At 71.3% G+C, this 24983-nt stretch carries 15 protein-coding genes; 9 read left to right on the top strand and 6 right to left on the bottom strand.

What is annotated here, in order from left to right:
* Positions 1–27: 27 nt before the first annotated feature.
* The 4 genes from ACGF0J_RS26485 to ACGF0J_RS26470 all read left to right on the top strand — a co-directional run bounded on the left by ACGF0J_RS26485 (position 28) and on the right by ACGF0J_RS26470 (position 5070).
* Positions 28–1584: a GMC family oxidoreductase gene (locus ACGF0J_RS26485; protein ID WP_393149748.1), complete on the top strand. Its 1557-nt coding sequence runs from the start codon at positions 28–30 to the stop codon at positions 1582–1584.
* A 31-nt stretch (positions 1585–1615) separates the two neighbouring features.
* Entirely contained in the window at positions 1616–2869 is a 1254-nt protein-coding gene (locus ACGF0J_RS26480; protein WP_393149746.1) for a cytochrome P450, read from the top strand.
* Between the two features lie 53 nt (positions 2870–2922).
* Positions 2923–3762 (top strand): alpha/beta fold hydrolase, encoded by an 840-nt coding sequence (locus ACGF0J_RS26475; protein ID WP_393149744.1) that lies wholly within the window; start codon positions 2923–2925, stop codon positions 3760–3762.
* Between the two features lie 66 nt (positions 3763–3828).
* Positions 3829–5070 carry a cytochrome P450 gene (locus tag ACGF0J_RS26470; protein WP_393149742.1) on the top strand — a complete coding sequence of 414 codons (1242 nt, stop codon included), beginning with the start codon at positions 3829–3831 and terminating at the stop codon, positions 5068–5070.
* A 3-nt stretch (positions 5071–5073) separates the two neighbouring features.
* On the opposite strand, the gene ACGF0J_RS26465 is transcribed toward ACGF0J_RS26470, so the two are convergent.
* Positions 5074–6333 carry a hypothetical protein gene (locus ACGF0J_RS26465; RefSeq protein WP_393149740.1) on the bottom strand — a complete coding sequence of 420 codons (1260 nt, stop codon included), beginning with the start codon at positions 6331–6333 and terminating at the stop codon, positions 5074–5076.
* Between the two features lie 764 nt (positions 6334–7097).
* Between ACGF0J_RS26465 and leuS the strand changes: the two genes are divergently transcribed.
* Complete coding sequence (leuS, locus tag ACGF0J_RS26460) at positions 7098–9581, top strand: leucine--tRNA ligase (protein WP_393149738.1); 2484 nt, start codon at positions 7098–7100, stop codon at positions 9579–9581.
* Positions 9582–9608: 27 nt separating this feature from the next.
* Here leuS and ACGF0J_RS26455 read toward each other — a convergent pair whose 3' ends face one another.
* On the bottom strand, positions 9609–10574 hold the full coding sequence (locus tag ACGF0J_RS26455; RefSeq protein WP_393149736.1) for an LLM class F420-dependent oxidoreductase: 966 nt from the start codon (positions 10572–10574) through the stop codon (positions 9609–9611).
* 46 nt (positions 10575–10620) lie between these two features.
* Complete coding sequence (locus ACGF0J_RS26450) at positions 10621–11040, bottom strand: hypothetical protein (protein WP_393149734.1); 420 nt, start codon at positions 11038–11040, stop codon at positions 10621–10623.
* A 125-nt stretch (positions 11041–11165) separates the two neighbouring features.
* On the opposite strand from ACGF0J_RS26450, the gene ACGF0J_RS26445 reads away from it, so the two are divergent.
* Positions 11166–14318 (top strand): PDZ domain-containing protein, encoded by a 3153-nt coding sequence (locus ACGF0J_RS26445; RefSeq protein WP_393149732.1) that lies wholly within the window; start codon positions 11166–11168, stop codon positions 14316–14318.
* A 438-nt stretch (positions 14319–14756) separates the two neighbouring features.
* Positions 14757–15659, top strand: a complete 903-nt coding sequence (locus ACGF0J_RS26440) for a GNAT family N-acetyltransferase (protein ID WP_393149730.1) — start codon at positions 14757–14759, stop codon at positions 15657–15659.
* Between the two features lie 67 nt (positions 15660–15726).
* Here ACGF0J_RS26440 and ACGF0J_RS26435 read toward each other — a convergent pair whose 3' ends face one another.
* From ACGF0J_RS26435 to lexA, 3 genes are all read right to left on the bottom strand, one after another.
* Positions 15727–16293: a hemerythrin domain-containing protein gene (locus tag ACGF0J_RS26435; RefSeq protein ID WP_393149728.1), complete on the bottom strand. Its 567-nt coding sequence runs from the start codon at positions 16291–16293 to the stop codon at positions 15727–15729.
* Positions 16294–16778: 485 nt separating this feature from the next.
* Positions 16779–17882: a MalY/PatB family protein gene (locus ACGF0J_RS26430; protein ID WP_393149726.1), complete on the bottom strand. Its 1104-nt coding sequence runs from the start codon at positions 17880–17882 to the stop codon at positions 16779–16781.
* A gap of 159 nt (positions 17883–18041) precedes the next feature.
* Positions 18042–18749, bottom strand: coding sequence for a transcriptional repressor LexA (lexA, locus tag ACGF0J_RS26425; protein ID WP_393149724.1), 708 nt, complete (start codon positions 18747–18749; stop codon positions 18042–18044).
* 2897 nt (positions 18750–21646) lie between these two features.
* Here lexA and nrdR point away from each other — a divergent pair.
* Positions 21647–22102: a transcriptional regulator NrdR gene (gene nrdR, locus ACGF0J_RS26420; protein WP_357685486.1), complete on the top strand. Its 456-nt coding sequence runs from the start codon at positions 21647–21649 to the stop codon at positions 22100–22102.
* Complete coding sequence (locus tag ACGF0J_RS26415; RefSeq protein ID WP_393149722.1) at positions 22099–24918, top strand: vitamin B12-dependent ribonucleotide reductase; 2820 nt, start codon at positions 22099–22101, stop codon at positions 24916–24918. Before nrdR ends, ACGF0J_RS26415 begins: the two co-directional genes overlap by 4 nt.
* Positions 24919–24983 lie beyond the last annotated feature (65 nt).

The following is a 24983-nucleotide window of genomic DNA, read 5'->3' as shown; positions in this document are numbered from 1 at the left end:
CCACGTCGCTCATCCCTGGAGGAGTTCATGGAGTACGACTACGTGGTCGTCGGCGCGGGGTCGGCCGGTTGCGTGCTGGCCAACCGGCTGTCGGCCGATCCCGGGGTGTCGGTGGCGCTGGTCGAGGCGGGTGGCCGCGACGACAAGCTGGAGATCCGCATGCCCGCGGGGTTCGCCAAGCTGTTCAAGACCGCCTACGACTGGAACTACACGACGGCCAAGCAGCCCGAGATGTCCGGCCGGGAGCTCTACTGGCCGCGGGGCCGGGTGGTCGGCGGCTCGTCGTCGATCAACGCCCAGATGTGGGTGCGCGGCCACCGGCTCGACTACGACCAGTGGGGGGTGCCCGGCTGGTCGTACGACGAGGTGCTGCCGTACTTCAAGCGGGCCGAGCGCCGGGTCGGCAGCAACCGGGGCGGCGTGTACGGCGAGGCCGGCCCGCTGTACGTCTCCGAGCTGCGCAGCCCCAACATCACCACCGCCGCGTTCCTGCGCGCCTGCGCCGAGCTGGGCCTGCGCCGCCTGGACGAGCTGAACGGCCCCTCCAACGAGGGTTACAGCCCGACCCCCGTCAACCAGAACCGCGGCCGCCGGTGGAGCGCCGCCGACGCCTACCTGCGTCCCGCGCTCAAACGGTCCAACCTCACGGTGATCACCAGCGCGACCGTGGACCGGGTGGTCTTCGACGGCGCCCGCGCCACCGGCATCGAGCACAGCGGCGGCGCCCAGATCAGGGCCAGGCGCGAGGTCATCCTGGCGGCGGGCGCCATCGGCTCGCCGCACCTGCTCATGCGGTCCGGCGTGGGCGCCGCCGACGAGCTGCGCGACGCCGGGGTCCCGCTCGTCCGCGCGCTGCCGGAGGTCGGCAAGAACCTGCAGGACCACCTGTCCTCCGGGGTGTTCGTCCAGTGCCGGCAGCCGGTCACGCTGACCAAGGCCGAGTCCGTCAGCAACCTGCTGCGCTACATCGTGCTGCGCTCCGGCATGCTCACCACGAACGTGGGCGAGGCGGTCGCCTTCGTGCGGACCTCGCCGGTGGAGCCCGCGCCCGACATCGAGCTGATCTTCGCTCCCGGCCCGTTCATCGACCACGGCCTCACCCCGCCGACCGGCCACGGGCTGACCGTCGGCGTGATCCTGCTGCAGCCGGAGAGCCGCGGCAGGGTCGGGCTCAACGGCCGCGACGTGGTGATCGACCCGGCCTACCTGTCGCGGGAGGCCGACGTCCGGCGGCTGGTCGCCGGGCTGAAGACGGCCAGGCAGATCTTCGCCACCGCCGCCATGAAGCCGTACGCGGGCGGGCCGATGGCGCCCTACGCGGGGCAGGAGAGCGACGAGGAGCTGGCCCAGTGGGTGCGCGAGCGCGGCGAGACCCTCTACCACCCGGTGGGCACCTGCCGCATGGGCGCCGACGCGGAGTCGGTGGTGGACCCCGAGCTGCGGGTGCGCGGCGTCGAGGGGCTGCGGGTCGTCGACGTGTCGGTCATGCCGACACCGAATCGCGGGCACACCCACGCGCCTGCCATCATGATCGGCGAGAAGGGCGCGGACCTGATCCTGGGCGGGGGACGCGGGCGCCCTTGACGCAAGTGATCACTTGCAGAAAGCTGTTCGCATGACGCTCTACGCCGACCTGGAGATGTCGCGGCTCGACTTCTGGGGGCTGCCGCAGGCCGCGCGGATGGAGGCCTTCCGGCGCCTGCGGCGGCTCGACCGGCCGGTGTTCGTGCCGGAGCTGGCGGTGCCGTTCATCAAGGCGGGGCCCGGCTACTACGCGCTCGTCCGGCACGCCGACGTCCTGCAGGCCAGCCGCGACGCCGAGGTCTTCAGCAGCGAGCCGTGCGCCAACAGCATCCCCGACATGCCGCGCTGGCTCGCCGTCTACTTCGGTTCCATGATCAACATGGACGACCCGAAGCACGCCAGGCTGCGGCGGATCGTCTCGCGGGCGTTCACCCCGCGCGTGCTGGCGAAGATGGAGACCGACCTGGCCGTGGCCGCCACCGAAATCGTGGACCGGGCGATCGAGGAGGGGCCGCAGGACTTCGTCACCCAGATCGCCGCCCGCCTCCCGGTGCGCGTCATCTGCGACATGATGGGCATCCCGCCCGACCACCACGACTTCGTGCTGCGCCGGACCAACATCATCCTCGGCAGCGTCGATCCCGAGTACACCGGCATCGGCGTCGAGCTGAGCCGCCTCAACACGGCCCGCGGGCTGGTCAGGCTGCTGCGGGCCGGCCGCCAGCTCAGCCGCCTGGCCGCGCGGCTGGGCAAGGAGCGCCGCCGCCGGCCGACGGGCGACCTGGTCAGCCTGCTCGTCAACGGCGAGGAACGGCTCACCGCCCAGGAGCTCGGCTCGTTCTTCATCCTGCTCGTCGTGGCGGGCAGCGAGACGACCCGCAACGCCATCTCTCACGGGCTCAAGCTGTTCACCGACCATCCCGCCCAGCGCCGCCTGCTGCTGGACAACTTCGAGGGGCTCATCGGCAAGGCCTGCGACGAGATCATCCGCTACTCCACGCCGGTGATCCAGTTCCGCCGCACGGTCACGCGCGAGCACGAGATGAACGGCATGACCTACCGCAAGGGCGACAAGGTGCTGCTGTTCTACAACTCCGCCAACCGCGACGAGGCGGTCTTCACCGACCCCGACGTCTTCGACATCACCCGCGACCCCAACCCGCACGTCGGCTTCGGCGGCCCGGGCCCGCACCACTGCCTCGGCGCGCACCTGGCCCGCAGGGAGATGACCGTGATGTTCCGCGAGCTGTTCACCCGGCTGCCGGGCATCAAGGCCGTGGGCGAGCCCGACTACCTGCTGTCCAACTTCATCAACGGCGTCAAGCACCTGCGCTACACGTACTGACCCCGCTCCGGACCCCGCTGCCGGGCCGGGCCGGGGTGCTAGGTTACGCAGCCATGGAGATCAGGACTATCCACGCCAACGGTGTGGAGTTCGCGTATCTGGCCGTAGGGGAGGGGCCGCTGGCCCTGTGCCTGCACGGCTTCCCCGACACGGCGCACACCTGGCGGCACCTGATGCCCGAGCTGGCCGCGCGCGGCTACCGCGCCGTCGCCCCCTTCACCCGCGGGTACGCGCCGACCGAGATCCCCGCCGACGGCGCCTACGAGGGCGCCGCGCTGGTGGCGGACGTGCTCGCCCTGCACGAGGAGCTCGGCGGCGACGGCGACGCGGTCATCGTCGGCCACGACTGGGGAGCCTTCCCCGTGTACGCCACGGCCGGACGCTTCCGGCGGGCGGTCGCCATGGCCGTGCCGCCCGCGGGCGCCCTGCTGCCCGGCTTCCTGGAGTACGAGCAGCTCAAACGGTCGTTCTACGTGTTCCTGTTCCAGACCTCGCTGGCCGAGATGGCGGCGTCCGCGCCCGGCTTCCTGGAGGGCCTGTGGCGGGACTGGTCGCCTGGCTACGACGCCGGCCAGGACATCGAGTTCGTCCGGCGGAGCATCGGCCGGCCCGCGAACCTGGCGGCGGCGATCGGCTACTACCGCGCCATGCTCGGCACCACCCCGCCGTCCGGCCGTCACCCGGAGCCGGACCCCGCGCTCACCGGTCCGGTCCTCTACCTGCACGGAGAGCAGGACGGCTGCCTCGCGCCCGGCGTCGCCGAGGGTGTGCTCGACCATCTGCCCGACGGGTCCCGCGCCGAGCGGGTGCCCGGCGCGGGGCACTTCCTGCACCTCGAACGGCCGGAGGAGGTCAACCGGCTGGTGCTCGACTGGCTCGGCCCGGCCCGCTGACGCACCCACGTACGGCGTACGTCGTAACCATTGACGCGGAAGGGTCCTTCTCCGAATGATGGCCTCATGAGCGCCGTCGACTTCGATCTGTCCGAGAGCGTCTTCTGGGCCAGGCCCATGGCCGAGCGGGAGGAGGCGTTCGACCGGCTGCGCGCCCTGGACGAGCCGGCCTTCTTCGAGGAGATGGAAGTCTCCTTCGCCCCGAAGGGGCCGGGCTACTACGCGCTGGTCAAGCACGCCGACATCGTCGAGGCCAGCCGCAACCCCGAGGTCTTCTGCTCGGGCGGTGGCGGCGCGACGAACATCCCCGACATGCCGGCGGAGTTCGCCGAGTACTTCGGCTCCATGATCAACATGGATGACCCGCGCCACGCCCGCCTGCGCCGGATCGTCTCGCGGGCCTTCACCCCGAAGATGGTCAAGCAGTTCGAGGCCGACGTGGAGACGGCGGCGGCGAAGATCGTGGACGACCTGCTCGCCCAGGGCCCCGGCGGCGACTTCGTCACCGACGTGGCCGCCCGGCTGCCCTTGAAGATCATCTGCGACATGATGGGCATCCCGGAGAGCGACTACCGGTTCGTCTTCGACCGCTCCAACGTCATCCTCGGCGGCTTCGACCCCGAGTACACCGGCGGCGACATGACCACCGTCGCCGAGCGACTGCTCACCGCCGGGATGGAGCTCCAGCAGCTCGTGCAGGACCTGGCCGCCTACCGCGCCGAGCACCCCACCGGCGACCTGACGTCCTCGCTGGTCAACGCCAACATCGACGGCGAGCGGCTGACCATGCAGGAGCTCGGCTCGTTCTTCATCCTGCTCGTGGTCGCGGGCAACGAGACCACCCGCAACGCGATCTCGTACGGGCTGCGCCTGCTCACCAAGAACCCCGACCAGCGCGCCCGGTGGCTGCGGGACATCGACGGCCACGCGCCCCGCGCGGTGGAGGAGATCGTCCGGCTCGCCTCACCGGTGAACTTCATGCGCCGCAAGGTGACCCGCGACTTCGAGATGAACGGCCACCTGTACCCGAAGGGCCACAAGGTCGTGCTGTTCTACTGGGCGGCCAACCGCGACCCCGAGGTGTTCGACGACCCCTACCGGTTCGACATCACCCGCGACCCCAACCCGCACGTCGGTTTCGGCGGGCCGGGTCCGCACTTCTGCCTGGGCGCCCACCTGGCGCGCCGCGAGATCACGCTCATGTTCAGCGAGCTGCTGCGCCGGGTCCCGCAGATCGAGGGCGGCCGGCCCGACCGCCTCCACAGCAGCTTCATCAACGGCATCAAGCACATGGAGTGCTCGTTCTGACCCCTACGGGTTCGCCGAGGTGACCTTGAGCTGCCGGACCACCGTGTTGACGTCCGGCAGCAACTGGCGCGCGGTGGACGGGACCGACATGTAGACGATCGCCGGGACGTCGTTGCCGGTGTTGACGGCGGCCGTGACGATGGTCGCCCGCTGCGTGGCGGAGGTCAGCGAGTAGGCGATGAGCTGGCCGGAGGCCGTCCCGACCTTCAGCGGCTGCTGGGCGATCTTGCGGACCTTGTTGTCCGGCGGGAAGAACTTCTTGCGCGCGTTCACCACGACGGCCTTGATCGCCGGCTCCAGGTCGGTGTCCGAGGTGTGGAAGGCGGCCATCCGCTCCGGCAGCGGACCGGTCATGACCTGGGCGTAGACGCCCGGGCCCGTCTGGACGTACTGGCGGGTGGCGAAGCCGTACGTGCCCTGCACGGTCGGACGCTGGTCGAGCTGCCAGGTGCCGCCCAGGCGGGGCACGGTGACCCTCGCCTGCTGGTCCTGCACCACGCCGACGACCGGGGCGGCCTTGCCGCGATACCTCGGCAGCGACGGGATCGAACCGGCGCGCCTCGTGGGGGTTCCGGAGGTCTTCGGCGTGGCCGGTGGCGAGGCGGCGGCGGCCTTGGGGTCCTCGCCGGCCAGCGGGCCCGCCAGGAACGCCCAGCCGAGCGCCGCCACCAGTGCGATCGCCACGGACCCCGCCAGCGCGTAGATCCAGATGGGCCGGCCCTGCTCCTCCAGTTGCTCGGGCTCGTCCATGGCCTCGTAGTTGTCGCCGAAGACGGTGTTCCAGAGCTCCTGCTGGCGCTCCGGCGGCGGGGTGCGCGAGCCGCTGATCTGCCCGGCCGTGACGAACGGGCGGTCGGGGTCGGACGGGTCGCGGCTCAGGTTCGCGCCCGGCCTGGCGGGGTCGTGGAACTGGCCGTCGCCGGGCGGGGCGGCGTGCCCGGAGCCGCCGGCCACGCGCTCGTCGCCGGGGTGCGCCCGGCCGCGCGGCACGGCCCGCTCGTCGAGCGGCGTGCCACCGCCCTGCCGGGGATCCGGCTCGGCGCCCGGCCCCCGGCCGTGGGGGTCCTCCGGCACGCCGCCCGGGCTCCCCCCGTACGGGCCCTGCTGCGCGGCGCCGGCGGCGGGCGGGGCGTACGCGGCCGTGCGCTCCATCGGGTCGGCGGGGACGGGGGCGGGCTGGGCGTCGGTGCGCGGCCACGGGGCGGGTGAGCTGAGGTTGGACCACGCGCCCGCCGACGGCTGGGCCTCCTGCCAGGCAGGCACGGGAGCCTGATGGGCGGTCGGCGGGTCGTCGGCGGGCGCCTGCGGCCAGGACGGATGCGACCCCGACCCCGGCCGCCCGGGCGCCGCCTGCGCGGAGGGCCCGGCCGGCGGGGTCGAGGGCCGGTCCGAGGACTGGTCCGAGGACTGGGGGGCCGATCGGCGGGCGGACGACGCCACCGTGACATCCGGCCAGGACGGCTGCGCGGAAGGTTCGGGCCACGACGTGGGAACGTCCTGGCGGCCGCTCTCGGGCCAGGACGTGGGGACCTCGCGCCGGGAAGCCTCCTGCGGAGGCACCTCGGGCCAGGATGGTGGGGGGTGCGGTGCTCCGGAATGCTCCGTTGCCATGGCTCCCGTACCTCCTGGTGGTGTTATGTCCTCGTTTGGCGCATGGCGCATGATCTCATGGGATTTTCCAGGAGACTCAGCGCGTTCCGCAGCGAAACGAGCGAAGCCGTAGGGATCTGTGGGCGGGTCCTGCATGGGCAGGCCGGCCGCGGATCCGTCGTACTCCGCCCGAGGTCTCACGAGGTCGAGGGTAATCTAATGGGACATATGAGGTCACAACGGATAGATCACCATCGGGTATCGCGTAACTGACGTGCCTCTGGTGCGGTCCTGCCTGCCTGGAGTATCGGCAATCCCCTGAAGAGGTGCGCTAGGCTTGACCTATGCGTGCCGCGACCCTGCTTCTTAGCGAGCCGCGACGGCCCTAGGTCTCGCCGTCGCGGCTGCCCCTCGTCCTGCGCACGAGGGGTTTTCTTATGGGTCCGAGTCGAGCCAGAAGGACAATCGCCGTGAGTGAGTACGATCCGCAGGCGCTGCAGGCCAAGTGGCGGCAGCGATGGGAGGAAGTGGACCCGTTCCGGGCGGGTGAGGACGCCGCCGACCCCCGGGAGCGGCGTTACATGCTCGACATGTTCCCCTACCCCTCCGGCGACCTCCACATGGGGCACGGCGAGGTCTTCGCGATCGGCGACGTCGTCGCGCGCTACTGGTTCCAGCGCGGCTACAACGTGCTGCACCCCATCGGCTGGGACTCCTTCGGCCTGCCCGCCGAGAACGCCGCGATCAAGCGCAACGCGCACCCGGCCGAGTGGACCTACGCCAACATCGAGACCCAGGCGCACTCCTTCAAGCGCTACGGGATCTCCTTCGACTGGTCGCGCCGCCTGCACACCAGCGACGCCGACTACTACCGGTGGAACCAGTGGCTGTTCAACCGGTTCTTCGAGCGGGGCCTGGCCTACCGCAAGGGCGGCCTGGTCAACTGGTGTCCCAACGACCAGACGGTGCTGGCCAACGAGCAGGTCGTGGCCGGCCGCTGCGAGCGCTGCGGCGCCGACGTCATCCGCCGCGAGCTGACGCAGTGGTACTTCAAGATCACTGATTACGCGCAGCGGCTGCTGGACGACATGGGCCAGCTGGAGGGCGGCTGGCCCGAGCGCGTGCTCACCATGCAGCGCAACTGGATCGGCCGCTCCGAGGGCGCCGACGTGCTGTTCGAGATCGAGGGGCGCGAGGAGCCGGTCCACGTCTACACCACGCGGCCCGACACCCTGTTCGGCGCCACGTTCTTCGTGGTCGCCGTGGACGCGCCGCTGGCCGACGAGATCGTCACCGACGAGCAGCGCGAGGCGTTCGAGGCCTACCGCGCCGAGGTCGCCAAGCTGAGCGACATCGAGCGGCTGTCCACCGACAAGGAGAAGACCGGCGTCTTCCTGGGCCGCTACGCGATCAACCCGGTCAACGGCGAGCGCATCCCGGTCTGGGCCGCCGACTACGTGCTGTCCGACTACGGCCACGGCGCCATCATGGCGGTGCCCGCCCACGACCAGCGCGACCTCGACTTCGCGCTGAAGTTCGGGCTGCCGGTCAAGGTCGTCGTCCACACCGGCCTGGCCGACCCGGGCGAGACCGGCGAGGCCACGCCGGGCGAGGGCACCCTGGTCAACTCCGGCCCGCTCGACGGGCTGAGCAAGGTCGAGGCCATCCGCAGGATCATCGAGATCCTGGAGGCCGACGGCAAGGGCACCGCCTCGGTCAACTTCCGGCTGCGCGACTGGCTGCTGTCCCGCCAGCGGTTCTGGGGCACGCCGATCCCGATCATCCACTGCCTCGACTGCGGCGAGGTGCCCGTCCCCGACGACCAGTTGCCCGTCACGCTGCCCGACCTGCGCGGCGAGGCGCTGGCGCCCAAGGGGATCTCCCCGCTGGCCGGCGCCACCGACTGGGTCAACGTCGAGTGCCCCAAGTGCGGTGGTCCCGCCATGCGCGACACCGACACGATGGACACCTTCGTCGACTCGTCCTGGTACTACCTGCGCTACTGCTCGCCCGGCTACACCGAAGGCCCGTTCGACGTCGAGCAGGTCCGCAAGTGGGGTCCGGTCGACCAGTACGTCGGCGGCGTGGAGCACGCGGTGCTGCACCTGCTGTACTCCAGGTTCTTCACCAAGGTCCTGCACGACATGGGCATGGTCGACTTCACCGAGCCGTTCCTGCGCCTGCTCAACCAGGGTCAGGTCATCAACGGCGGCAAGGCCATGTCCAAGTCCCTGGGCAACGGCGTCGACCTGGGCCAGCAGATCGACGCCTACGGCGTCGACGCGGTCCGGCTGACCATGGTCTTCGCCGGGCCGCCGGAGGACGACATCGACTGGGCCGACGTCTCGCCGGCCGCGTCGCAGAAGTTCCTGGCCCGCGCCTTCCGCGTGATGGACGAGGTGAGCAGCGCGCCGGGCGTCCCGTTCGACGGCGGCGACCTGGAGCTGCGCAAGTTCACCCACCGCACGGTCGACGAGGTCACCCGGCTGGTCGAGTCGCACCGCTTCAACGTCGCGGTGGCGCGCATGATGGAGCTGACCTCGGCCGCCCGCAAGGCCATCGACTCCGGGCCCGGCGCCGCCGACCCCGCGGTGCGGGAGGCCGCCGAGGCGCTGGCCGTCATGCTGTCGCTGGTCGCCCCCTACACGGCGGAGGAGGGCTGGGAGCGGCTGGGCCGCACCGGCTCGGTGTCGCACGCCGGCTGGCCCGTCGCCGATCCCGCCCTGCTGGTGCAGGGGTCGGTGACCTGCGTCGTCCAGGTGGCCGGCAAGGTCCGCGACCGCCTGGAGGTGCCGCCTACCATCGCCGAGGACGAGCTGCGGGCCCTGGCCCTGGCCTCCGACAAGATCACGCCCTACCTCTCGGGCGAGCCGCGCAAGGTCATCGTGCGGGTGCCCAAGCTGGTCAACATCGTCCCCTGACGAGGCGTCGCCCGCGCTCCCCGACGGCTACAGCTCGCGGAGCGCGGGCAGCAGTTCCTTGCCCGCCCAGTCGAAGAACGGCTCCTGTTGGTCGTGCCCGACCTGCACGAGCGCGAGGTGCGTATGCCCCGCCTCGACGTACGCGCGCACCGCCTCGACCACCGCGCCGACGTCGTCGCCGCACGGCACGCTGGAGGCGACGTCCTCCGGCCGCACGGTCTGCGTGGCGGCGGCGAAGTTCACCGGGCCCGGCAGCTCCGCCATGACCTTCCAGCCCGACGTCGCCCACCGCCACAGTCGGTGGGCCCGCTCCTTGGCGGCCTCGGCGTCGGCGTCGTACGACACGGCGAGCTGGCCGTACACCGGCTTGCCCGAGCCGCCGGCGGCGCCGAACCGCTCGACCACCTCAGGAGCCGGTTCGGTGGAGATCAGCAGGTCGCCGTACTCGGCGGCGACGCGGGCCGACCTCGGGCCCGAGGCGGCCACGCCGATCGGGACCGGCTCCTCCGGCAGGTCCCACAGCTTGGCCGAGTCGAGATCGAAGTACTCGCCCTGGGAGGTGACGTAGCCGCCCTCGAACAGCTCCCTGATGATCTGCAGCGCCTCCCGGAACATCCGGTGCCGCGTGTCCGCGCTCGGCCAGCCCTCGCCGATGACGTGCTCGTTCAGGTTCTCGCCCGCGCCGAGGCCGAGCGTGAACCGCCCGCCGCTCAGCACGCCCATGGTGGCGGCCTTCTGGGCGACGACGGCCGGGTGGTAGCGCATGATCGGGCACGTCACGTACGTCATGAGCGGCAGCCGCTCGGTGGCCTGCGCCACCGCGCCGAGCACGGACCACGCGTACGCGGAGTGCCCCTGCTCCTCCAGCCACGGGAAGTAGTGATCGGAGATGACCGCGTAGTCGAAGCCGGTCCGCTCGGCCGTGACGGCGTCCTCGACGAGCTGACGCACCGGTGTCTGCTCGCACATCAAGGTGTATCCGATTTGTACCATGATGGCGGGCTACCCAGCAGAGCGCCGGACTAGCGTCAGGGACCTGTCAGCGGTGGAGCAGCTCGTCCAGCACCAGCCCGAGCCCGATGCCGAGCAGCCAGACGTCCTTGGCGAGCTGGATGCCCTGCGGCGACGGCCGCAGGCTGCTCTCCTGCCGCATGCCCGGCGTCTTCAGGTACAGGCCGAGCAGCCCGCCCGCGAACCCGGTCAGCGCGGCTCCCGCCAGCAGCGACGGCACCGCCGGGACGAGCAGCGCCACCCCCATCGCGATCTCCGCCTTCGACAGCAGCCGGGTGAAGACCTCGGGATCCTGCTTCCGCAGGAACGGATACGTGCCGACGGCCATGCCGTGCAGGCCTTGCGCGGTGTCCCGGTCGGCGTTGTGCTTGGACAACCCCGAACTCAGGAAGAAGGCGCCGGCCGCCACGCGGGGCGGCATCTGGTGTGCCTGGGCGAACATCCTCATGATCCCTCGCAGTGTGCTCTGGTGCGACGTCACCCCTGCCCAGGCGTCCTGCGCCCATCCCCGGCCGGCCACCAGGGCACGACAAAGTTACGCCCGCCCACGATCGACGGCATTAGTGTTCACGTGTGACTACTGGCGCATACCTGAGATATCCGCATCTGCACGGTGATCTGGTCACCTTCGTCGCCGACGACGACGTCTGGCTGGCCCCGCTGGCGGGAGGCAGGGCCTGGCGGTTCACCGCCGACCGCGTCCCCGTGTCGTACCCGAGATTCTCACCCGACGGCACCCGCATCGCGTGGACCAGTCACCGCGAGGAGGCGCCCGAGGTGTTCGCCGCCGAGATCGACGGCCCCGAGGGCGATCGGCTCACCCACTGGGGCAACGCGATGACGGGCACCCGAGGGTGGACCGCCGACGGCGACGTGCTGGCGGTCACCTCCTTCGGCCAGGGCGGACGCAGCCGGATGTGGGCCCACGCGGTCCCGCTCGACGGCGGACCGGCCAGGCGCCTGCCGTACGGCTGGGTCAGCGAGGCCGTGACCAGCGGCGACAGGGTCGCCACCGTCTCGGCCCTGTGGCGCGAGCCGTCGCAGTGGAAGCGCTACCGCGGCGGCACCGCGGGCAAGATCTGGGTGGACGCCCAGGGCGACGGCGCGTTCACCCGGCTGTTCGCCGACAGCGCGGCGCAGCACTGGTCCGTCATGTGGGTGGGGGAGCGGCTGGCGTTCCTGGCCGACACCGACGGCGTCGGGAACGTCTACTCGTCCCTGCCCGACGGCTCGGACCTGCGACGGCACACCTCCCACGACCAGTTCTACGCCCGCCACGCCTCGACCGACGGGCAGCGGGTGGTCTACAGCCACGCCGGCGACCTGTGGCTGCTCGACGGCCTGGACGCCGAGCCGTACAAGCTGGACATCACGCTCAGCGGGCCGCGCCCGGCCCGCGCCCGGCGCCCGGCGCCGGCCCGCGTCGGCGGCTTCTCGCCGGACGCGACCGGACGGGCGAGCGCAGTCGAGATCCGCGGCACCGCCCACTGGGTGACCCACCGTGACGGTCCCGCCGGCACGCTGCGGGCCCAGCCGGGCGTCCGGGTACGCCTGCCGCGCGTGCTCGGCCGTGACGGGCAGGCCGTCTGGGTCTCCGACGCCTCCGGCGAGGACGGGCTGGAGGTCGGCACGCCCGGCGGCGACATCCGCACCCTGGCCGCGGGCGAGCTGGGCCGGGTGCTCGACCTCGCCGCCGCGCCCGACGCCAAGCACGTGGCCGTGGCCACCCACGACGGGCGGCTGCTGCTCGTCGACGTCGAGTCCGGGCAGAGCAGGGAGCTCGACCGCACCACGCACGGCGACATCAGCGGGCTGACGTTCTCCCCGGACTCGGCCTGGCTGGCCTGGGTGCACCCGCACCAGAGCCCCCTGTCACAGATCAGGATGGGCCGCGTCGACGGCACGTCCGTCATCGACGTGACCCCGGTGCGCTTCTCCGACTACGACCCCGTCTTCACCCGGGACGGCAAGCACCTGGCCTTCCTGTCGGTGCGGACGTTCGACCCGGTGTACGACGCGCACGTGTTCGACCTGGCCTTCCCCTCCGGGTGCCGGCCGTACCTGGTGCCCCTGCTGGCGACGACGCCCTCGCCGTTCGACCCGAGTCTGCAGGGCCGCGGCTTCAACGGCGAAGACGACAAGCCCGGCAAGGACGACAAACCAGGCAAGGACGACACGCCGCCGCGGACGGAGGTCGATCCGGACGGGCTCGCCTCCCGCGTCGTGCCCGTGCCCGTGCCCGCCGGCCGCTACGACAACCTGCGCACCGCCAAGGACGCGCTGCTCTGGCTGCGGCTCCCGCTGACCGGCCAGCTCGGCGACGGCACCGAGAACACCGGCGAGGTCGTGCTCGAACGCTACGACCTCAAGAAGCGCTGCAAGGTGGAGCTCGGCAGGGAACTGCGGGCGTTCGAGGTGAGCGGCGACGGCACCCGCCTCGTCCTCAACGGCAAGAACGGCCTGCAGACCCGCTCGGCCGGCGAGGGCGAGGAGGTCGTCACCATCGACCTCGACCGCGTGTCGGTGCAGCTCGACCCCGTCGCCGAGTGGCGGCAGGGCTACCTGGAGGCCGGCCGTCTCATGCGCGACCACTTCTGGCGGGCCGACATGAACGGCGTCGACTGGCAGCGCGCGCTCGACCGCTACCTGCCGCTGGTCGACCGGATCGGCGCCTACTCCGAACTGATCGACCTGCTGTGGGAGGTGCAGGGCGAGCTCGGCACCTCCCACGCCTACGCCCGCGCCAACGGCATGCCGGCCGACCCGCGCCGCCGCCAGGGCCTCCTCGGCGCCGACCTGACCCGCGACGACGACGGCACGTGGCGGGTGACCCGCATCCTGCCGGGGGAGACGTCCGACCACGACGCCCGCTCGCCGCTCCTCGCCCCCGGCGTCGCCGTACGGGAGGGCGACGCGATCGTCGCCGTCGGCGGGCGGCCCGTCGACCCCGTGCGCGGCCCGCTCCCGCTGCTGGCAGGCACCGCGGGGCGGCCCACCGAGCTGACGGTACGGCCCGCCTCCGGAGGCGATCCGCGCCGCGTCGTCGTCACCCCCGTCGACGACGAGACCACGCTGCGCTACCACGACTGGGTGGAGGGCCGCCGGGCCTACGTCCGCGAGGCGTCGAACGGCCGCCTCGGCTACCTGCACGTCCCCGACATGGTGGCCTCCGGCTGGGCGCAGTTCCACCGCGACCTGCGGACCGAGATGGCCCGCGAAGGGCTCGTCGTGGACGTCCGCGAGAACGGCGGCGGCCACACCTCCGAGCTGGTGCTGGAGAAGCTGTCGCGCAGGGTCACCGGCTGGGCGCACGCCCGCGGCTACGAGCCCACCCGCTACCCCGACGACTCGCCGCGCGGGCCCATCGTGGCCGTCGCCGACGAGTTCGCCGGGTCCGACGGCGACATCGTCAGCGCCGGCATCAAGAACCGCGCCCTCGGCCCGCTCGTCGGCACCCGGACGTGGGGCGGCGTGATCGGCATCGACTCGCGCTACTCGCTGGTGGACGGCACCGTGGTGACCCAGCCGCGCTACTCGTTCTGGCTCGAAGGGCCGGGATGGGCCGTGGAGAACCACGGCGTGGACCCGGACGTGGAGGTCGTCATGACACCGCAGGACCGGGTGGCGGGGCGTGACCCCCAACTGGAGAAGGCGGTCGAGCTGGCGCTGGCCGCCCTGGAGGAACGCCCGGCGGCGACCCCGCCGGCCCTGCCCCCGCTTCCGTAGCGGCCCCGCCAGGAGACACTCCCCCCACCAGACCGGCCTCGGGGAACATCGGCACAGCGGTTGACGCCAAGCCGGTGATCATGGACTTGGGGCCGGTCACGGACGGGCCTACCGAGTCTCGGCCTTCGGGTGGGGTCGGGCCTGGAGCCGTTCGCAGCAATCGAGCTGCGGGTCCTCGGCCCGGCGGACTCGTACGGGTCAGGGCCGCAGCGTTCCGGTGTGTCGCAGGCCCCGTATCGGCGGGTCGAGATGTGGTGCGTGCGGCAGGCCGAACGCTGTTGCCGGTCATTCGAGCACGCTGCTAGGCTCCGCTCGCGTCCTCGACCGCGAAAGGGGGGTGGGAACCGTGAGCCAGCTGACTCTCATGTGCTCCCACCCCGTTCTGAGGACGCCGAGGATCTGAAGGGGAGCGCGCCGCTACCCGGAAGGACCCCTCACGTGACCGATCTGGTCATCCGCCCCCTCGTCACGGGCGAGGAAGCACTTTTCGACTCCCTGCCCGATCCCGGCCTGGTCGGCTTCGCCGCCTTCGGCGACACCTACAGCGAGATGGCCGCCGCCGGTGAGTACCGCCCTGAGTGGACCTGGGTGGCCCTGCGAGACGGCGTCGTCGTCGCGCGAGCAGCCTGGTGGGCCGGGCCAGAAGACGACAAACCGGTCGCTCTGGACTGGTTCGACTTCACGGACGCCAATGCGGCCGTCCAACTGCTCCGCGCCTCACCGCTGCAGGCCGAGTACTCACTCAAGCTGCCGCCCGGCTGGCGCGACGTCCCCGCAGTCCGGGAGCAGGCCCAGGCCCGGATCGACGCGGCCATCGCCGCAGGAATGTCGCCTCTGGCCGAGCGGTACCGCTACCGCTGGACGCCGGACTGCGGCGTGCCCGCGCGCCCCGGCCGCCTCGAATTCCGTCCCGAGCCCGACGACGCGGCGATCCTCGACGTCTTCCGTCGTATTCACCAGGGCAGTCTCGACGCCCATGCGCGCCGCACCGTCGCCGCATCCGGGCTGGAGGCGGCCGCGCAGGAAGAACTGGATTACCTGCGCTGGTTGCCGAGCCCGCGCGAGTGGTGGCGGCTTGCCTACACCCCTGCCGGGGAACTCGTCGGCCTCAGCGTCCCCGCCCGCAACTATGGAGACCCTGTCATCGGCTACATCGGCGTCGTACCCGAGCACCGCGGCCACGGATACGCCTACGACCTGCTCGTCGAGGCCACTCACAAGCTCGCTGACGAGGGCGTGGACCGCATCGTCGCCGGGACTGACCAGACCAACGTTCCGGTGGCCGCCCACTTCGCGAGGGTCGGCTACCCCATCGCCCAGGAACGCGTCGACCTGATCTGACGCAGAGACAGGAATCGGTGTGGGACTCGGGGTGTGACAACCGAGCCCCACACTTCGCTCCTGCGACTCAGTCGCGACCCCGGCCCGAGAGCGCGTCGCGGATGCGGTCCACGAGACCCGTTCCGGGTCCGAGGAGCTTGTTGGCGGGCGGGGTGTCCGGCGCGGAGGGATGCGGCCGGGTCGGCGCCACCTTCTTCGCCCGCTCCACCTTGGCGCCCAGTTCGGTGAGCTCCTCCGCGGTGCAGGCCGCCCGCAGTCGCGGGAACAGGTCGTTCTCCTCGTCCTGGATGTGGTGGCGGATCTGCCGCATCAGCTCCTCCAGGGTGGGCCAGAACTCGGCGTCGCCCGGCTCCAGGGCCTCAAGCCGCTTCATCGTCTCCTCGGCCTCGGCGTGCTCGGCGATCTCGTGGTCGGCCTCCTTGTCGCCGCCGGGCACGTGCTTGCGCACCGCGGGGTACAGGAACTGTTCCTCGGCCACCGAGTGGCGGACCAGCTCGATGACGACCTGCTCGGCCAGCGTCTTGGGTCGCTCCCCGATGGCGCCGACCATCGTCTCCAGTTCGGAGAACATCTGCTCGACCTCACGGTGGTCGGTCACCAAAACCTCGATCACGTCCCGCTGCTGCTCGCCCATGTCCCATCCCTTCCTCGACCGGATGCCGGGCCTCGTCGCCAGGGCCCGGCCTGTGCTGCTCCGGCATCTGCTTTCCGCACAGGGAGGGTGAAAACCAGGACCACCACACGCGCCGCCCGCCCGCCCAACTGCCGGTCGGGCCGTCGGGCCGTTCGATCGTCCGGATATCGGGCCTGCCTGACTGCCGGGCCCGCGCCGACCTCCTCGTGTCGGGCCTGCCTGACTGCCGGGGCCGCGCCGACCTCCTCGTGTCGGGCCTGCCTGACTACCGGCCCGCCCGACGTCCTCGTGTCGGGCCTGCCTGACTGCCGGGCCCGCGCCGACCTCCTCGTGTCGGGCCTGCCTGACTACCGGCCCGCCCGACGTCCTCGTGTCGGGCCTGCCCGACTGCCGGGGCCGTCTGACCTCCTCTTGTCGCGCTGCCCGACCTCACCGTCGGGCGGCCGACGGCGGAGTTGGGCCGCCCGACGTCGGGCTGTCCGACCTCACGGCCAGAGGCGGTCCAGGATCTCGGTGAGGATCTCTTCGGTGGTGGCGAAGTTGAGCCGTACGTGCTGCTCGCCGCCAGGACCGAATGCGGCGCCGTCGCTCAGCAGGACCTTGGCCTCCCGCTCCAGCACTTCGGCCATCCCCGGCCGGCCGTAGTCGAGCCAGGCCAGGTAGGTCGCCTGCGGCATCCGGTAGCCGACCGTCTCGGGCACCCGGGCGGCGATCGTCTTGCGGTTGCGGTCGAGCACGGCCCGGGTCTCCTCCAGCCAGGCGTCTCCGTGCCGCCAGGCCGCGACTGTCGCCTCCACCCCGAACAGGTTGGCCGAGCCGTAGATGAACGGCGGCTGCGCGTCCAGCCTCCTGCGCAGCTCCGGCACGCCGACGTGGGCGACCGAACACCGGATGCCGCCGAGGTTGAACGCCTTCGTGGCGGAGGTGAGCGTGACCGTCCGCTCGGGCAGGAGGGTCGCGAACGGGATGTGCTCGTGCGGCGCGTACGCGAGGTCGGCGTGAATCTCGTCGGCGATCACCAGCAGGTCGTGCCGTTCGGCGTGCTCGGCCAGCTCTTCGAGCTCCTGCCGGGTGAACACGCGGCCGGTGGGGTTGTGCGGGTTGACCACCAGCAGGACCCGGCACCCCGACAGGTCGGGCACCTCGAAACGCCACGAGTCGCCGTCGGGGTGGAACTGGACGGGCCGCAGCGGGCGTTCCATGTCCTCCAACGTGGTCAGGAAGGGGTGGTAGGCGGGAGTGTGGACCGCCACGCCGTCACCGGGCCGCGTCCAGATGTGCAGGAGCACCTGGAGCGCCTGGTTGATGTCGGAGTACGTGCGTACGTGCTCCGGTGCGGGCCGCCAGCCGTAGCGGGTGGTCATACGTTCGGCGAACGCCTCGGCCAGTGGGCCGCCCTGGGGGGCGTCGAGCCAGGCCGGATAGCCCAGGTCACCTTCGGCGCGACGCTTGAGTGCCTCGACGACCGCGGGTGCGGTGGGCAGGTCCATGTCGGCCACCCAGGCCGGAATCACTCCCGGGCCGGCCTTGGCCCACTTCAACCCGTCATGTGCGGTTTTGATGTCATTCAGGTAACTGGCGTCCTTCACCACATCAGTCTAGATGTGGGACCTTCCACGGCCTGGGCCGCACGTGACGGCCGATTGACCGGGGGACGGCACCCGGGCCCGCCGGCCTGGCTCGGGTCGCCTCCTGCCGGCGGAGACCGAAGCACGTGCCGCCACCGGCCGGTCGGGCAGGGCATCCGGTCAGAGGCGTCGCAGCACCGCCACCACCTTGCCGAGGACACTCGCCTCGTCACCGGGGATCGGGTCGTAGTTGGGGTTGTGCGGGACCAGCCAGACGTGGCCGTCCTTGCGCTTGAACGTCTTGACCGTGGCCTCGCCGTCGATCATGGCGGCCACGATGTCGCCGCTCTCCGCGACCGGCTGCTGGCGGACGACGACCCAGTCGCCGTCGGCGATGGCGGCCTCGATCATGGAGTCACCGGTGACCTGCAGGAGGAAGAGGGTGCCCTCGCCGACGAGCTGCTTGGGCAGGGCGAAGACGTCCTCGACGCTCTCCTCGGCGAGGATCGGGCCACCGGCGGCGATCCGGCCGACCAGCGGAACATAGGCGGCCGTCGGCCGGTTGACCGTGGATTCCTCGCTGCCGGCGTCGGGGTCGACCCAGAGCACGGGCTCGCCGGGGAGGCGAACCTCCAGGGCGCGGGGCCGGTGCGGATCGCGGCGCAGGTAGCCCTTGCGCTGCAACGCCGTCAACTGGTGCGACACGCTGGACGTGCTCGTGAGCTGCACGGCCTCGCCGATCTCACGCATGGACGGCGGATATCCGCGCTGCTGCACCGAGTCGCGAATCACTTCGAGAATCTTGCGCTGCCTGGGAGTCAGGCCCAGGGAGTCGCGCCGGCGCACCGCGAGGTCGGTGACCCCGTTTGCGTCATCTCGCTCGCTCATGCTCTCCTCCTCGCCAGCCGGGTCGCCGCAACCGGCGCACCTCCCGGTCCGTGGTCTTCGTGTCGCACACAGCGACCGTATCTCTGTTGAAGATCATCTTCAAACAATTGTTCGAGTCTTCCTCGAAATTGTCGCCAGTGTGGTGTACAACATCGTACGGGAGTTCGATCGACACCGTGTTCGATTTGCTGATCATAATCAGAGCTTTTTCTCGGGCCGCGACGGTGTGGGAGGTCAATCGTGCGAGCGATCTCAGCCACTGACCTGACCGACGGCACCAGACGACCGGGCCTGGTCATGGGTGCTGTCCGGCCCTGTTCCGGTTCCGCGAGGGGCGGGCCCGAAACGGAGCAGAGCATGCGCAGTGCCGTTCGCATGACGATTTCGCCCGATGTCGACGTTCGCGGGTGGGTGTGATGTCGAGACGCGATGCGACGTTCTGCGGCGGTCGCGGTCATGGGGCGGGTGGCCCGGTCCGGCGAAAGGCGGGCGTTTCGCGGCCTTGGGTCATTTCCGGGCGAGGAAGCGGGTCGCCCGCCAGACCCCCGACGGCAGGAGGGTGCGAAGTCCGTTCGTGACGCCCATACGGCCCGATGCGGTCGGAAGACGATGGGAGAGCGCGGCCGGCGCGGGATGGGGAGTTTCGGGCGGGCCACGTCGAGGGGTGGAGTTCTGATGCGGGAGGACGGGCCGCGGCGCGGCGGCATGTCATCAGGTGGGGCGAAACTGCCGGAAGGGGGAGCCGGCCCCGTGCGGGGACAGAGCCGGATGGACGGCCCCGAGCCGAACGGCCGACCGGTGGGTCGCTGTGGTGCCGTGGAGGAGGAGCGCGGTGCCTCGCAGGGTTCCGGGCGGCGCGACGGCGGCTCGCCCGCGCGGGAGTGGGCAGCCGGCACGCCCCCGCACTCGTCCGGCGGCGCGGGGGGCGGGGGCCGCTCCGCGGCGGGCCGGCGGCCACGGCTCTGGCTCGTGCCGCCACCGAGGGGCGGGGCCGACTCCGACGACTTCCAGTCCGGTGGTTCCGGCGATTCCGCCGGCACGGACCGGGACCCCGGGAAGCCCGCCGCGCGGGGCAGCGACGTCCGAGGCCCCGCCCGGCCGGAACCCCGTGCGAGAGAGACTTCCGGAGCCTGCCGGGAGGTGGACGCGGACGCGCGGCCGGACGATGTGACGCGGGGTGTTGTGCGGTCCGGTGGGGGTGGGGATAAGGCTGCAGGGCCGGACGGCGTGGACAGCAGGGGCGTCGCACCATCGGCTCTTGGGAGGGAAGACGCGGTGCCGGCGGTTCCTGGGGTGCCCTACCCCGCCGGCTCCGGTCAGCAGGAGCGGCGGGCCGTGCGAGGGGGTGGCGAGGTGGGCGACCGGGCGCCGGCCGTCCGTGGGGTGCGCGACCTCGCCCGGCGGGAACGTCGCGAACCTCCTGACGTCACGCCGGGACGAAGGAGCAGGTACGCCGTCACTCCAGGGCGGCGAGGCGAGGGCCCCGTTCCGCCTGGCCGGAAGGGACTGACGGATCACTCACCGGCCCGCAGGACGCCGGCAACCGGGCGCGGGGCAGGACAGGAGCCGCAGCGGTGGAGCGGCCGGGGGAGGCCGAGCGAGGCCGGGTGGCAGGACGAGGAGAGCCGAGCCGGTGAGGCGGCCGCTCGCCGGGGTCGCGTCGGCCCTTCCCGTGGTGAGGCGCGGCCGGGCGAGGAACGGAAGCTCCTTCGGGCGGGGGCCGGAGAGTCCGGCGGAGGCGAAAGGCGGGGTGTGAGGGGTAGTCACCTCGCCGTGGTGCCGGGTGGCGGGGGCGGTTCCGCCGGGCGCAGGGCAGGTGTCGGGTCGCCGCCCGAAACGCGGCGTGAACGGCCTTTGTCGCCACAAGCGGGGAAAGGCCGGATGGCGTCCCCCACTGCGGGGCGGCGTGGGCGGGCGGTGCCCACTGGAGGGCAGCGTGGCGGGCGGGCGGTGTCGTCAGGAGGGCGCCGTGGGCGGGTCGTGCAGCCGCCCGTACGTCTGACGCGGCGGGGACGGGCGGCGGTGCTGCTCTGTATGGTGCTGCTTTCGCTTGGCGGGTTCTGGCTGGGGACGAGGACAGCCGGTCATGCGGACGTCCGTCCTGGGCTGCCGGGGCCGGCAGCGGTCGAAGCGGGATCATCGCGCGGGGCCGACGCCGCCCGCGCCGGTGAGCCGGGCTCGTCGCCGTGCACCGCGGCTACTTCGAGGAGTTTGCGGCCCGGTGCCCGGCTGGATCCGGGGGACGACGCCGCGCGCGGGCACCTCACTGGTTGAGGCGCGCCCGCCGATCGGGGGACCGCCCGCTGCCGCGATGCCCCGTTGGTTGGTGGGGTGCGCGTAGCCGGAGTGTCGCGCCGCTTCGGTTGGTGGGTGAAACGCGCTGTGGTGGTGTCGCGCCGCTTCGGTTGGTGGGTGAAACGCGCTGTGGTGGTGTCGCGCCGTTTCGGTTCTGGTGGGGTGCGCTGTGGTGGTGTCGCGCCGCTTCGGTTGGTGGGTGGAAACGCGGTGTGGTGGTGTCGCGCCGTGGCGGTTGGGGTGGAACACGGTGGTGTTGCGCCGCGTCGGTTACGAGGTGGCGCCTTGGTGGCGTGAGGTGCTCGGGGCGGACGGGTCAGGTGGCCTCGGAAGTGGGCAGAAGGCGCATCCTCGGGCGACACGCCGGGATGCCGGGGTGGCGGCCGCGCTGATCAGCTACTTCCGCGGCGCGGGCCCGGCCAACTTGCGTTCATGGTCGCTCGCTTCTACGGTTGGACCACAACATCTAGTAGTTACACCGATGTAGTTCACCACACCTTGTGTTTCCGTGACCGCCCCATGGGGAGCCGTGGGGCGTGCGCGAGCGTCCCGTGACGGGGATCGCGCGCCTGTGGTGACCGCCGGTCAAGGAGGCGAAAAGCGTGCATTGTCCGTTCTGTCGCCATCCTGACACCAGGGTCATCGACAGTCGCTCGACGGACGACGGTGCCGCCATCCGGCGTCGCCGCACCTGCCCCGAATGCGGACGCAGGTTCACCACCCAGGAGACCGTACTCCTGATGGTGAGCAAGCGCAGCGGCGTGACGGAGCCGTTCTCGCGGGACAAGGTGGTCGCAGGCGTGCGCCGGGCCTGCCAGGGCAGGCCGGTCAGTGAGGACTCACTGGCCCAGCTCGGCCAGCGGGTCGAGGAGGCCATCCGGGCCAAGGGCGCGGCGGAGATCCCGTCCAACGAGGTGGGGCTGGCGATCCTCGGGCCGCTGCGGGAGCTGGACGAGGTCGCCTACCTGCGGTTCGCATCGGTATATCGCGGTTTCGAGAGCCTGGCGGACTTCGAGGCCGAGATCGAACAGTTGAAGGCGGAGAAGGGGGAGTCATGACGGAGACGGCCAGCGGTTCGGTCGCGCGCGGCGGCAGTGGAGGCAAGCGCCCGCGCAAGGGGCTGAAGATGAAGCGGATCTTCACCACGCCCGGTGTGCACCCGTATGACGAGATCACATGGGAGCGCCGCGACGTCGTCATGACCAACTGGCGCGACGGCTCGGTCAACTTCGAGCAGCGGGGCGTCGAGTTCCCCGAGTTCTGGTCGGTGAACGCGGCCAACATCGTGACGACCAAGTACTTCCGCGGCGCGGTGGGCACGCCCCAGCGTGAGTGGAGCCTGAAGCAGCTGGTCGACCGGGTCGTCGGCGTCTACACGCGCACGGCCGTCGAGCACGGCTACTTCGCGGGCGAGGAGGACGCCGAGATCTTCGACCACGAGCTGAAGTACGCCCTGGTGCACCAGGTCTTCGCTTTCAACTCGCCGGTCTGGTTCAACGTGGGCACCCAGTCGCCGCAGCAGGTCAGCGCCTGCTTCATCCTCTCGGTGGACGACCAGATGGAGTCGATCCTCGAGTGGTACAAGGAAGAGGGTGTGATCTTCAAGGGCGGGTCGGGCTCCGGCGTCAACCTGTCGCGCATCCGCTCGTCCAAGGAACTGCTGTCCAGCGGGGGCACCGCCAGCGGTCCGGTGTCGTTCATGCGCGGCGCCGACGCCAGCGCGGGCACCATCAAGTCCGGCGGCGCCACCCGCCGGGCCGCCAAGATGGTCGTCCTCGACGTCGACCACCCCGACATCGAGGAGTTCATCGAGACCAAGGCGCGCGAGGAGGACAAGGTCCGCGCGCTGCGCGACGCCGGGTTCGACATGGACCTCGGTGGCAAGGACATCGTCTCGGTGCAGTACCAGAACGCCAACAACTCGGTCCGCGTCTCCGACGAGTTCATGCGCGCCGTGGAGAAGGGCGACCGGTTCGGCCTGCGCGCCCGCCTCACCGGCGAGGTGATCGAGACGGTCGACGCGCGCGACCTGTTCCGCAAGATGGCCAAGGCGGCCTGGGAGTGCGCCGACCCGGGCGTCCAGTACGACGACACGATCAACGACTGGCACACCACGCCGGAGACCGGCCGGATCACGGCCAGCAACCCGTGCTCCGAGTACGTGCACCTCGACAACTCCTCCTGCAACCTGGCCAGCATCAACCTGCTGAAGTTCCTGAAGGACGACAACACCTTCGACATCGCGAACTTCGTCAAGCTGACCGAGCTGATCATCACCGCGATGGATGTGTCGATCACGTTCGCCGACTTCCCGACCGAGAAGATCGGCGAGACCACCCGCGCCTACCGGCAGCTCGGCATCGGCTACGCCAACCTCGGCGCGCTGCTCATGGCCACCGGCCACGCCTACGACTCCGACGGTGGCCGGGCGGTGGCCGGGGCCATCACCTCGCTGATGACGGGCGTGTCCTACCGGCGCAGCGCGGAGCTGGCCGGGGCGGTCGGCCCGTACGACGGCTACGCCCGCAACGCCGAGCCGCACAAGCGGGTCATGCGCAAGCACGCCGCGGCCAACGACAACCTGCGGACGATCGGCTCCATGGACTCCAAGATCCACTCGGAGGCGTCGCGCCAGTGGTCGGAGTGCCTCAAGCTGGGCGAGAAGAACGGCTACCGCAACGCGCAGGCGTCGCTGCTCGCCCCGACCGGCACCATCGGCCTGATGATGGACTGCGACACCACCGGCATCGAGCCCGACCTGGCGCTGGTGAAGTTCAAGAAGCTGGTGGGCGGCGGCTCGATGCAGATCGTCAACCAGACGATCCCGCGTGCGCTCAAGCAGCTCGGCTACCAGCAGGAGCAGATCGAGGCCATCGTCGAGTACATCGCCGAGCACGGCCACGTCATCGACGCTCCGGGGCTGCGCCAGGAGCACTACGAGGTGTTCGACTGCGCGATGGGCGAGCGGGCCATCGCCCCGATGGGTCACGTGCGGATGATGGCCGCCACGCAGCCGTTCCTGTCGGGCGCCATCTCCAAGACGGTCAATCTGCCCGAGTCGGCCACGATCGACGACATCGAACAGGTCTACCTGGAGGGCTGGCGGCTCGGCCTGAAGGCGCTGGCCGTCTACCGCGACAACTGCAAGGTCGGGCAGCCGCTGTCGGCCGGCGGCAAGAAGGACGAGGCCAAGGACGCCAAGCCGGCCGAGCCCGAGGTCAAGGTCATCGAGGTCAACCGCCCGACCCGGCGGCGGATGCCCAACCAGCGTCCGAGCACGACCACCCGGTTCACCGTCGGCGGCGCCAAGGGCTACATGACGGCCTCCTCCTACCCCGACGACGGGCTGGGCGAGGTCTTCCTGAAGATGTCCAAGCAGGGCTCGACGCTCGCGGGCGTCATGGACGCCTTCTCGGTGGCGATCTCCATCGGCCTGCAGTACGGGGTGCCGCTGGAGACGTACATGAGCAAGTTCGTCAACATGCGCTTCGAGCCGGCCGGGATGACCGACGACCCGGACATCCGGATGGCCACCTCGGTCATGGACTACATCTTCCGGCGCCTTGCGCTCGACCACCTGCCGTACGAGGAGCGGGCCGCGCTCGGCATCTTCTCGGCGGCGGAGCGGGCGGCGCAGCAGCGCGGCGAGGACCCGGCCGCCCTGCAGGAGACGGTCGACAGGGAGGCGCTCGCGCAGTCGGCGCCGATCGAGGAGAAGCCCGAGCCGCAGCGCTCGGCCAAGGAGCTGACGCTGGAGAGCCACCAGCGCTTCACGGCCGACGCGCCGCTCTGCATGACCTGCGGCACCAAGATGCGTCCGGCGGGTAGCTGCTACGTCTGCGAGGGCTGCGGTTCCACCAGCGGCTGCAGCTAGCTCCCGGGGCATCCGCACCTGACCGGGGCATCCGCCCCTGACGGGGGCTCGGCGCTGCGGCTGAA

Origin of the sequence: Nonomuraea sp. NPDC047897 (assembly GCF_043204415.1) — a bacterium.
Classification (GTDB): domain Bacteria; phylum Actinomycetota; class Actinomycetes; order Streptosporangiales; family Streptosporangiaceae; genus Nonomuraea.
This window is presented reverse-complemented; position numbering and strand designations above follow the sequence as displayed.

What these genes read in the sequence shown, in the direction of transcription:
- ACGF0J_RS26485 (WP_393149748.1), top strand. Translation starts at nt 28, where the DNA reads ATGGAGTACGACTACGTGGTCGTCGGCGCGGGGTCGGCCGGTTGCGTG.
- ACGF0J_RS26480 (WP_393149746.1), top strand. Translation starts at nt 1,616, where the DNA reads ATGACGCTCTACGCCGACCTGGAGATGTCGCGGCTCGACTTCTGGGGG.
- ACGF0J_RS26475 (WP_393149744.1), top strand. Translation starts at nt 2,923, where the DNA reads ATGGAGATCAGGACTATCCACGCCAACGGTGTGGAGTTCGCGTATCTG.
- ACGF0J_RS26470 (WP_393149742.1), top strand. Translation starts at nt 3,829, where the DNA reads ATGAGCGCCGTCGACTTCGATCTGTCCGAGAGCGTCTTCTGGGCCAGG.
- leuS (WP_393149738.1), top strand. Translation starts at nt 7,098, where the DNA reads ATGGGTCCGAGTCGAGCCAGAAGGACAATCGCCGTGAGTGAGTACGAT.
- ACGF0J_RS26455 (WP_393149736.1), bottom strand. Translation starts at nt 10,574, where the DNA reads ATGGTACAAATCGGATACACCTTGATGTGCGAGCAGACACCGGTGCGT.
- ACGF0J_RS26450 (WP_393149734.1), bottom strand. Translation starts at nt 11,040, where the DNA reads ATGAGGATGTTCGCCCAGGCACACCAGATGCCGCCCCGCGTGGCGGCC.
- ACGF0J_RS26435 (WP_393149728.1), bottom strand. Translation starts at nt 16,293, where the DNA reads ATGGGCGAGCAGCAGCGGGACGTGATCGAGGTTTTGGTGACCGACCAC.
- lexA (WP_393149724.1), bottom strand. Translation starts at nt 18,749, where the DNA reads ATGAGCGAGCGAGATGACGCAAACGGGGTCACCGACCTCGCGGTGCGC.
- ACGF0J_RS26415 (WP_393149722.1), top strand. Translation starts at nt 22,099, where the DNA reads ATGACGGAGACGGCCAGCGGTTCGGTCGCGCGCGGCGGCAGTGGAGGC.